The 10,826-nt window shown below is 61.2% G+C and carries 9 protein-coding genes; 8 read left to right on the forward strand and 1 reads right to left on the reverse strand.

The annotated features are described in order from the left end of the window. Positions 1-186: 186 nt before the first annotated feature. Complete coding sequence (locus I2G43_RS09640) at positions 187-1,152, reverse strand: alpha/beta hydrolase (protein ID WP_195535975.1); 966 nt, start codon at positions 1,150-1,152, stop codon at positions 187-189. Between the two features lie 185 nt (positions 1,153-1,337). Here I2G43_RS09640 and trhA point away from each other — a divergent pair, with 185 nt between their 5' ends. From trhA to I2G43_RS09680, 8 genes are all read left to right on the forward strand, one after another. Then, a complete protein-coding gene (gene trhA / locus I2G43_RS09645) occupies positions 1,338-2,021 on the forward strand; it encodes a PAQR family membrane homeostasis protein TrhA (protein ID WP_195535976.1) in 684 nt (227 codons plus the stop codon). 112 nt (positions 2,022-2,133) lie between these two features. Further along, a complete protein-coding gene (locus tag I2G43_RS09650) occupies positions 2,134-3,507 on the forward strand; it encodes a hemolysin family protein (RefSeq protein WP_195535977.1) in 1,374 nt (457 codons plus the stop codon). A gap of 24 nt (positions 3,508-3,531) precedes the next feature. Further along, positions 3,532-4,362, forward strand: coding sequence for a cyanophycin synthetase family protein (locus I2G43_RS10570; protein WP_229071781.1), 831 nt, complete (start codon positions 3,532-3,534; stop codon positions 4,360-4,362). Between the two features lie 136 nt (positions 4,363-4,498). After that, a complete protein-coding gene (locus I2G43_RS09660) occupies positions 4,499-4,888 on the forward strand; it encodes a YtxH domain-containing protein (RefSeq protein ID WP_195535978.1) in 390 nt (129 codons plus the stop codon). After that, positions 4,888-5,643 (forward strand): PRC-barrel domain containing protein, encoded by a 756-nt coding sequence (locus tag I2G43_RS09665; protein ID WP_195535979.1) that lies wholly within the window; start codon positions 4,888-4,890, stop codon positions 5,641-5,643. Before I2G43_RS09660 ends, I2G43_RS09665 begins: the two co-directional genes overlap by 1 nt. 72 nt (positions 5,644-5,715) lie before the next feature. Next, the gene (locus I2G43_RS09670; RefSeq protein ID WP_229071783.1) at positions 5,716-7,122 is read left to right on the forward strand and encodes a polysaccharide deacetylase family protein; all 1,407 of its coding nucleotides are present in this window, start codon (positions 5,716-5,718) and stop codon (positions 7,120-7,122) included. 306 nt (positions 7,123-7,428) lie between these two features. Then, positions 7,429-9,273, forward strand: coding sequence for a magnesium transporter (locus tag I2G43_RS09675; RefSeq protein WP_195535980.1), 1,845 nt, complete (start codon positions 7,429-7,431; stop codon positions 9,271-9,273). Positions 9,274-9,347: 74 nt separating this feature from the next. Then, entirely contained in the window at positions 9,348-10,544 is a 1,197-nt protein-coding gene (locus I2G43_RS09680; protein ID WP_195535982.1) for an Nramp family divalent metal transporter, read from the forward strand. Positions 10,545-10,826: the final 282 nt, after the last annotated feature.

A 10,826-nucleotide genomic window follows, 5' to 3' on the forward strand; every position in this document is an offset into this window, starting at 1 on the left:
AAGAGAAGAGGCGGGGCATGCCCCGCCTCTTACACCACATCTCTGCGCGCTACCCACACGACGTTTTTTGGCAACAAAACCCCAGATAAATTGTTGGTAAAACAGCGGTCTGGTTGGCAGTTCCAGATTTTGCCGCATACTTCCGAAAAGAGGGGGTTAGATAAGTCTCCAGACGCCGCTTTTTGCCTAATAATTCTCGTCGAGGAAGTCGTTGACCGTGTTCCAGTAGAGCTCGGGGTCGACCTGTGCGCTCTTGGCGTGGGCGGCGCCGTGGACGGTGAGCTTTTGCTTGACCTTGCTGGCGCACGCCTCGTAGTTTTGGTCGAGCATGCTGTACGGCACAAAGGTGTCCTGGTCGCCGTGGATAAAGAGCATGGGGACCGTTGCGTGCTTGAGCTGCTCCACGCTGCTCGCTTTATGAAAGTCGTAGCCCGCGCGCACGTTGCACACCAGGTTGGCTACATCGAGCAAGGGAAAACTAGGCAGGCCGAACACGTCTTTAAGCTGCAGGGAAAACTCGTCCCAGACACTCGTATAGCCGCAGTCCTCGATAATGCACTTCACGTTTGCGGGCAGAGATTCCCCTGCCACGTTCATGGCGGTCGCCGCGCCCATCGACTCGCCAAAGACCAGGATGCGCGCCTCGGGATCTGCCTGAACAATCCGCTCAATCCATGCGACGACATCGAGTCGCTCGGGCCAGCCCATGCCGATGTAGTCGCCGCCGGAGCGCTCGTGGGCACGGGCGGCGGGCGCGAGCACGTTCATGCCGCGGTCGTGGAGGCGCTTGACGTATCGTGCCATGCCGATGGGCTCGTTGGTGTATCCGTGCAGGCAGACAGCATAATCGTGAGTGCTCTCCGGTGCAGCGAAATACCAAGCGGCAAGCTCGGTCCCGTCATCCGCGGTGAGGCTGCTGCTCTCGCGGTTCTCTTTAAACCACGCCCGTGCCTCGGTCTCCTCGGCATCCATCTGCTCGCCCTTTCCGGCGTCCTTTCCGTCCTGCATCATCTTCATGGTGTACGGCGCTTGGGGGTTCAGGGCAAAGTCGAACAAGAAGTTGCCGGCAAACCCCAATAGGGCGACAACGAGCACCGCGGCAACGGCCAGGCCGATCTTGAGCCCTCGGTGGGGGCGTGTATTATGAGCCATAATCGCTCTCCTATAAGATGTTTATATGTCAACATTTATTGCAAGCGCATTATGGATGTTCGCCGTTGATGCGTCAACAAGCAAAGAGTGGGTAAACAAAAGGTCACGTATAGTGCAAATTTCGCACGTACCCAGACGCTTTGATATAGTGTTGAGAACTATTTATGTTGGAGGATGTAACCGGCATGTCCGATTCGAGCGACAGTTCCAAGCCGCGACCTAAGGCCGCGGCCGTTCCGCAGTACACGGTGGGCGAGGAGATCATGAACTCCGTCACCCATGGTGTCGGCTGCCTGCTGGGCATCGCAGGCCTCGTACTTTTGATCGTATTCGCCGCCCTGCACGGTGGCGGTCCGGCCCACATGGCCGCGGCGATCGTCTACGGCGTCAGCATCATCCTCGAATACCTGGCCTCCACGCTCTATCACGCGATTCAGCCCGCAGGTGCCAAGCGCGTATTCCGCATCATCGACCACAGCTGCATCTATCTGCTCATTGCGGGCAGCTATACCCCGTTTTGCCTCATCACGTTGGCAAACGACGGCGGTGCCGCGCCGTTCTTTGCCGTATGGGCCATCGCCATCATTGGCATCGCGCTCGAGTGCTTTTTGCGCGAGCGTCAGCCGCACTGGGTAAGCGGCCTGGTCTACCTGCTGATGGGCTGGCTCGTCGTCTTTAAGCTGCCTGCGCTCGTGGCGCTGCTGAATCCCGTCGCGTTGGCGCTGCTCGCCGTCGGCGGCGTTTGCTACACCGTGGGCGTGCCGTTCTACATCGCCAAAAACGTGCGCTACCTGCACAGCGTGTTTCACCTGTGGGTGCTCGCCGGTAGCATCTTCCAGTTCATGGCGGTGATCCTCTTCGTAATCTAACGACCGAGCCTGTGCCCGCGGATCCACCCAGGTGGCCGTCGGGCGCAACTGCCCTATCCGCCATCTACGTCTCCTGCCAACGTCCCGAACTTGGAGGTTCGAGAAACTCCCGATGGACATAACCATCTCTCTTATTACCACGCTCGTTTTAACGCTCATCAACGGCTACTTCTCTATGTCCGAGATGGCGCTCACCACGGCCAAGCGCGCCGTGCTGGAGCACGAGGCCGAGGAGGGCGACAAGCGCGCCGAGCGCGCCATTAAGCTTGCCGCCGATTCCGACCAGCTGCTGGCCACCATTCAGGTCGCCATCACGCTCGTGGGCTTCGCCTCGTCTGCCGTCGCCTCGACGAGCCTGTCCGACCCGCTCGCCACGTGGCTCATGAGCTTTGGCATCGCGCCGCTCTCCGCCATCGCGCGCGGTCTGGCGCCGGTCATCATTACCGTCGCCGTCGCCTTCGTGTCCATCGTGATCGGCGAGCTCGTGCCCAAGCGCATCGGCCTGGCCAACGCCGAGGGCGTGTCCAAGCAGGTCGTGGGGCCGCTCTCCGTGTTCCAAAAGATTGCCCGCCCGCTTGTGTGGCTGACCGGCGCCTGCTCCGACGGCTTGGCTCGCATCCTGCGCATCAAGAGCGCTGACGACCGCCAGAACGTCTCGGAGGAAGAGATCAAGTACATGGTCTCGGAGCAGGACGACCTGCTCGACGAGGAAAAGCGCATGATCCACGAGATCTTCGACCTGGGCGACACCGTTGCCCGCGAGGTCATGGTGCCGCGTGTGGACACCACCATGTGCGAGGATGACGAGACGGTCGCCGACGTGCTGTCCACCATGCGACAGACCGGCTTTAGCCGCATCCCCGTCTACCACGAGGATCCCGACAACGTGGTGGGCATCGCGCACATCAAGGATTTGATCCAGCCTGCGCTCGACGGCAAGGGCGACCAGCCCATCGCCGACTTTTTGCGTGACGCCGCCTTTGTGCCCGATACCAAGGACATCCTGCCGCTGCTGTCCGAGATGCAGACCTCGCACGACCAGATCGTGGTGGTCGTGGACGAGTACGGCGGCACGGCCGGCATCATCACCATCGAGGACATCGTCGAAGAGATCGTGGGCGAGATCGAGGACGAGTTCGACCCCGATAACAAGTACCTCACGCGCCTCTCGCGCCGCGAGTGGCTCGTCGATGGGCGTTTTTCGTGCGATGATGCGATTGAGCTTGGATGGCCGCTCGAGGAAAGCGATGATTATGAGACCATCGCCGGCTGGATTTTGGAGCTTTGCGACTCGGTGCCCGACATCGGAGAGGTGTTTGAGGTTGCGGGGTACAAGTTTAAGGTGCAGTCGATGCGTGGCCAGCGCATCTCGCTCATTCGCGTGATCGCTCCGGCCGAAACCGATAAGAAGGATTCCGAGTCCGCGGCGGACGAGCCGACGGCGTCGGGTGCGGATGCTGCGATTCCGCACGACGGCGACGAGTAGGACAAGGGCGAGTAGGAGAGAGTTATGGCAGGCCTGTTCAACATCCTGAAGGTCACCGTCAGCGAGGACAAGATTTGCGCGCACGTGCTGGTGAACCCCGGCATGCCGCTCATGACCTCGGAGGATATCGAGGCCACGGCGCGCGTGTACTATCTGGTGCCGGCGATTGCCAAGCATCTGTGTCTGGGCGATTCCGGTCGCGAGTTCCAGGATTGCATGGGCCAGACCGAGCTCTGCCACCTGCTGGAGCACGTGTCGGTCGAGCTCATGAACGAGACCGGCCTTGCCGGCAATATCTCGTGCGGCCGCACCCGCGTGAGCGAGCATGACGAGCGTGTCTTTGAGATTGAGCTTTCGTGTCCCGACGATGCGCTGGCCATCGGTGCGCTGTCGTCTGCCACCTTCATGATGGATTGGGCTTACCTGCACGCCGACCAGCCCGCCCCCGACGTGGACGGCACGGTCGCGGGCCTGCGCAACCTGGTTTTGGGCATGCGCGCCGAGGCCGAGGGCAAGGATCCGCACGAGGCCGTCGCCGCCGCGAACGGTGAGGACGTGGCCGACGATGCGGCCGAGGACGACGTTCCTGCCGACGCCGACGTCGATTCCGTTGTCGATGCGGCCGCCGAGCCGGCAGCTGAGCCCCAGGGCGTCCCCAACTTTGAAGACGAGCCCCAGGTAGCGATTGATACCGAGGGCGCGGTTGTCGAGAACCACGAGGCCTCCGCGGCCGTCTTCGGCGGCGCGGCAACGGCTCCGACTGGGTCGGCGCATGAAAGCGCGCTGCCGCTCGTAGACGGTGCCGGCGAGGATCCGGCTGCCACTGTTGCCATGCCCGCCATGCCGCAGGAGTAGGTTTGCTCGCTCAACACCATCATGTACCTGCGCCTTTGCCGTATGCAGATGAGCGGGGCGGTAAGTGTTGCGCTGCGGGTATAATGGACAGCATTCAAACGGTGGGCGCCGACGTGCCCGCAGGAGAGGAATGATCATGGGTAAGACTTTTAGCTTTGTCTCCGGTGCACTCTTTGGTGTCGCCGCCGGCGCTATCATCGGCGTTGCTCTGGCCCCGCGCTCGGGTGCCGAGACCCGCGCCATGGCTGCCGATATCGCCAACGACGCTTGGGATAACATGCGCGATACCTACGAGCACGGTGCCGAGGAGGCCCGCGCCGCGGTCAACGACTTCGGCCCGATGGTCGATGCCAAGACCGATGACCTGCGCGCCAAGGTCGATCTGGCCCGCGAGCGTATGGATCAGCTGCGTGAGCAGCTCAACGACGCCATCTCGGGCGGCAACGTGACGCCCGCTGCCGACGTCGTGGTCGAGAACGCCGCCGAGGCCGACACCGAGGCTGCGGAGCCCTCGACCGAGGCATAATGCGCGCCGGGGATTTTGTCGGCGCCAAGATCTATCGCAAGCCCACCGAGGACAAGCGCACCAAAAAGGACGGCACGCCGCGCAGCCCTAAAAAGCTCGGAAAGATACACTTTCCGGTCTTTACTCCGGGCGGTACGCGCGTGGTGGGCTTTATGGTTCGCCAGTCCGACATTGCGGGCATGATCGAGCGACCCGACCGATTTGTGGCGCTCGATGCCATCGGCGTCTATGAGGGCGCCATCGCGGTGGATGACGCCAAGGACACCTACGATGCCGCTGCGGCCAAGCGCCTCGACATTAACCTGGACGATTGCATCATCTGGGTTGGTATGGACGTGCGCACGGAATCGGGCGATGTCGTGGGCTATTGTTCGGACGTGGAGTTCAAGCCGCGCTCGGGCATCGTCCAGATGTTCTATGTGACCGCCGGTGCCGCTTCGAGCGTGCTTGTCGGTGACACACAGGTGCCGCCGACGATGCTGCGCGGCTACGAGAACGGCGCGATGATCGTTTCGGACGAGGTCAAGACACTCGGGTATTCGGGCGGCGCGGCCGCCAAGGCTGCCGAGGCCAGTGCCGTGGTGGGCGATAAGGTCAAAAAGGGCGCCAAGGTGCTCGATGACAAGGGATCGGTCGCCGTGGACAAGGGCAGTCGCGCGCTGGGCAAGCAGCTCGGCAAGACGCGCGGCATGTTCAGGGCCTTTAAGGACGAATACCAAAAGGCGAGCGGTGGCTCGTCAAAAGCTAGCAAATAGCGACGTACCAAATGATGGGGGGCGAGCCGGAGACATGTTGCTCCGGCTCGCTGTGTTTATGGGGGAGGGCACATGCGCCAAAACGGATCCAACTTAAACGGGCACTCCGGTGCGCGTCCGACGGCGCGCCGCGACCTGGGACAGCTGCCCAGCGGCCAGCGCAAACGCCGCCGTAAGCCCGGCGCGATGTACCTCAACCATAGCCGCGGTTTTAGCGACCGCAGCGCGCGCATTGGCAACGGGCGCTCGCCCCGCCGTCCATCCCGTCTGCCCTATGCGCTCATCGCCGTGGGCTGCGCGCTCGTGCTGTTTATCGCTGCCGTCGTGGGCTACGTCAACCGCAGCGTGGACGTGGAGCTCAACGGACAAAAGACCGCGGTGCGCGTGGGTTCTACGCTGCAAAATCTTATCGATGACCAGGAGTTGACCGACACCTATGACGCGGGCGACTTGTTGGCCGTCGACGACAGCGTGCTCAAGCGCCACGGGGGCGAAAAGCTGTCGGTGAAGGTTGACGGCAAGCGTGTAAAGCAGGGCAAATGGGACAGCCGCGAGCTTACCGGCGGCGAGAAGGTGACGGTCAAAGACGGCCGCAACATCTATGAGAAGCACGAGGTGCAGGCCACGACCATCGAGCCCAAACTGAAGGTCGAGGGCACGGGCGCCATCGAGTATGTGCAGACATGGGGCGTCCAGGGTCGCTCCGAGGTGTGGGTCGGCGAGCAATCGGGCAAGACGCAGGACCGTGGCGAGGTTGTGCCCGCGACCGATTGCGTGGTTGCCTGCGCCAGCGTGGCGCCCAAGGGCAACGAAAAGTACGTGGCGCTGACGTTTGATGAGGGGCCGAGCGGCGCCACCAAGCAGATTTTGCAGGTGCTCAAGGAGAAGGGCGTGAGCGCCACGTTCTTCCTTTCGGGCGATGCCGCCGAGGCCTCGCCCGCCACGGCTAAGGCGATTGTCGACGCCGGGTGCGAAGTCGGCTCCAATAGCTATAGCGATGATTCGCTCAAGGGCGAGGATCGCGAGACGGTGCGCAAGCAGATCTCGAAGGGCACCGATGCCATTAAGTCTGCGACCGGTGTAAAGACGATGCTGCTGCGCGCTCCCTACGCCGCTTTTGACGAGCAAAATTGGATTGACTCGATGGACTTGGTGTCTGCCGTGGTCTCGTGGAATATCGACTCGGGCGACTGGTTGCTCAATGGTGCCGACGAACAGGTCTCGACGGTGCTCGACTCGGTGACGCCGGGCAATATCGTGCTGCTTACCGATAGCGATGAGTGCGCCGAGCAGACGCTCGAGGCACTGCCGCAGATTATCGACGGCCTCGTTGCAGACGGCTACAAGATCGTGACGCTGAGCGACTTGGTCAAGACGGACACGTCGCTCAGCAAAAAGCTCACCTCGCTGACGAAGGTCACGATGCCCAAGAACGCCGTGTTCCCCCAACTCGCCGAGGACGACGACACCACGGAGTAGTCCCCAACGACTATGTCACGGATACGTTAGCGTTTGGTATGCCTGCAATGTGCAGCGCATAAACTCGGTGCCGCAGCACGATGCTGATGCTATAGTTACTGCGGTTAATGAGGGTCAAGAGAAAGGTTGCAGGTGAAATCCAAACCTCGACCATACAGTCGATGACCCCATGCAGGTGCTTTTTGCGCATGCACGGGGTGTAAGCGTCGAGCGGCGTGCCGCCCGCGCATGCGTATACATATCCAGAAGTCCACGGATGGCGCGCCGCCCGGCCGCGGTCCGCAGGAATAATGATGGGGAGCACCAGTGAATTATCTGAGTGAGATGCTCAAATTGCCGGTTCTGGACGTCGATGGCGAGAAGCTCGGCGTGGTGAACGATTTTGGCATTGCTACCGGCGAAGTTTTTCCGCACGTGACGTCGCTCGCGTTTCGCGGTCCCGGCAAGACGCCGTTTATGATCAGCTGGCGCAAGTGGGTCGACCGTATCGACGAGACGGGCGTGTACCTCAATACGTCTGCCACTAATATCCGCTTTTCCTACCTGCAGCCGACCGAGCTGCTGCTCGCGCGTGACGTGCTCAACAAACAGATCGTCGATACGCAGGGCATGAAGGTCGTGCGCGTAAACGACATCAAGTTCTCCATGTCGGGCGAAAACCAGCTACGTCTGCTGGGTGCCGAGGTCGGTGCCCGCGGCCTGCTGCGCGCGATTAGCCCCGCGCTCGAGCATGTCGTCGAGGGCTTTATGAAGCATCTGGGCAAGCCGCTCAGCGAGGACATCATCGCCTGGTCCTACATGGACCTGCTTGACCGCTCGACCAAGAACATTCAGCTCTCGGTGTCGCACAAGACGCTCGGCGAGCTACACCCCGCCGACATCGCCGACATTATCGAGCAGCTCGACCCGCGTCTGCGCGCACAGGTGTTCGCGCAGCTCGACACCGCCCAGGCCGCCGAGGCCATCTCGGAGTTCGATGACGACGAGCTTATGACCGAGATGCTCGAAGGCCTGTCCGACACGGACGCATCGTCGATGCTGGCCATGATGGACCCGGACGACGCTGCCGACCTGATCGACGAGCTCAGCTACGAGAAGGCCGAAAAGCTTCTGCGCCTGATGGGCGTCAAGGAGGAGAAGGCGATTCGAAACCTGCTGGGCTACGAGGACAACACCGCCGGCCGCATCATGACCTCGGAGTTTGTCTCGCTGCCCGCCACGGCGACGGTCGGCGACGCCATCGAGGCGATTCGCAAACTCGACGAGGACTTCGAGAGCGTCTACTACGTCTACACCGAGGATCCGAGCGGTATGCTGACGGGCGTGCTTTCGCTGCGCACGCTGATTGTGGCCGACCGCGACGCCACGCTGGGGCAGCTCGCCTATCGCGACCTGGTCTATGTGTCGCCCGACGAGGACCAGGAAGACGTAACGGACGAGATGACCAAGTACGACCTGGTCGCCATTCCCGTCTGCGACGAGAACCGTCATATCCTGGGCATCGTGACCTTCGACGACGCCATGGACGTTATCGCCGAGGAGCATCAGGAAGACCTGCAGATCGCCGGCATCGGCTCGGGCGACAGCGCATCGGACGACTCGACGAACGTGCTCAGCTGGTTTGTGCATCGCCAGTACTGGGTTGTCGTGTGGGGCATTGCCTCGTGCATCATGGCAACGGTACTGGGGACGGCGCTCGGCTCCGCGCACCTGGTGGTGTTTCCCATGTGCGCCATGCCGCTCGTGCTGCTGGCCGCCTCGCGCATGGTGTCGTTCGTCAAGAACTACTTCCTCGAGTACGACGGCCACGACGATGAGCCCAAACCGTACCTGGGATTCTTCTTCCAGAGCACGGGGATGGGCCTGATCCTGTCGCTCGTGACCTACCTGTGCGCGCAGCTGGTGCGCACCGCCGCTTTCCCCGATGCTCCCATGTTCGAGGAGCTGCTCTTTACCGGATGCTTTAACATTGCGGCTATTATCTGCCTGGTTAGCAACATGAGTGCCGTGATTTATCTGATGGTGCTGTTCTGGCGCGATGAGCATGACCTCAACACGTCGGGCACCGCCATGAACGTTATTGCCGTCATGATCTCGTGCGTAGCGTACTGCGCCGCTGCGGTGCTGCTCACCATGTCGGTCATGGGATAGGTGGTCGCGTGCAAAACACGAAGCAAAAGCCGAGCACCAAGCAAAAGCTGACCATTGCCGCCATCTTTGGCGCTATGGGCCCTGGTCTGCTGGCGGCGCTTTCGGGCAATGACGCTGGCGGCATCGCCACGTATTCCAGCGCGGGCGCCAGCTATGGCTACAAGATGCTCTGGATGCTCCCCGTCATGACCGTGCTGCTTATCGTGACGCAGGAGACTGCGGCGCGTTGCGGTTGTGTCACGGGTAAGGGCCTGGCTTCGCTCATCCGCGAGCGCTTCGGCGTGCGCAAGAGCGTGCTGGCCATGGCGGCGCTGTTGATCGCCAACACGGCCGTGACTATCTCGGAGTTTGCGGGAATTGCGAGCGGTCTTGCCCTCTTTGGCGTTCCGGCGAGCATCTCGGTGCCGCTCGTGGCGCTGCTGGTGTGGATGCTTACCATGTCGGGCAGTTTCCAGCGTATCGAGAAGATTTTGCTGCTGGTGAGCTGCGTGTTTGTGACCTACATTGTCGCCGCGTTTATGGCTGGCCCCAATTGGGGCGAGGTCGCGGTCGACTTGGTCGTCCCCAACATTCAAAATGATCCCAACTACGTGTCGCTCGTGGTTGCAACGATTGGTACTACCATTGCGCCGTGGATGATCTTCCTGGCGCAGAATAACGTGGTCGATAAGAATGCGGGCGAGGACGATATCGTGCTGCAGCGTATCGATACCGTAAGCGGCTCGATCGCTGCCGATATCATCGCCGGCTTCATTATCATCACGACCGGCACGGTGCTGTTCCCGGCGGGTATCCAGATTAGCGACGCTGCCGACGCCGCCCGTGCGCTGGAACCTATCGCGGGTCAGTGGTCCACGGTGCTGTTCGCCTCGGGCCTGGTCGCCGCGAGCTTCTTGGCTGCCTGCGTGCTGCCGGGCGTTACGTCCAGCGCCATCTGCGAGGCTTTTGGTTGGGAGCGCGGCGCCGACCGCAGCTGGGACGAGGCTCCGGTCTACCGTGGTATCATTACAGCCATTATCGGTATCTCGGCCGTGCTGGTGCTTATGCCCGGTGTCGACTTGTTCCAGATTATGATGACCTCGCAGGTTATCAATGGTGTGCTACTGCCCGTGGTTTTGGTGTTCCAGGTGGTTATTGCCGCCGACCGTCACATTATGGGCGCCAACCGCAACGGCCGCGTGTGGAACGTGCTCACGTGGGCGACCATCGGCGTGATTACGGTGCTGACGGTCGTCATGTTTGTGCTGCAGGCGATGGGTTACAGCGCCTAACTTCCTTTTAGCTTCCTAGCAGGCCGCAGCAATGAGTTGCGGCTTGTTTTTTGCTTGCTATAGGGGGTTAGTTATATGGCAGTGGGCAAAAAATGCCAAATATGAGTACTGTTGCTAAGCGAATAGCGTTTATGTGCAAGAAGATAATGTACATAATCTAGAGTGTGTACATTAAAATTCGCCCCAGCAGGCTCTAATCCAGCTGAGTTGGCCGCTTTGGTGGTTGGCAGGGGTAGCGCGCAGAGATGTGGTGTAAGAGGCGGGGCATGCCCCGCCTCTTCT

Origin of the sequence: Collinsella aerofaciens, from assembly GCF_015557435.1 — a bacterium.
GTDB classification, from domain to species: Bacteria; Actinomycetota; Coriobacteriia; order Coriobacteriales; family Coriobacteriaceae; genus Collinsella; species Collinsella aerofaciens_Z.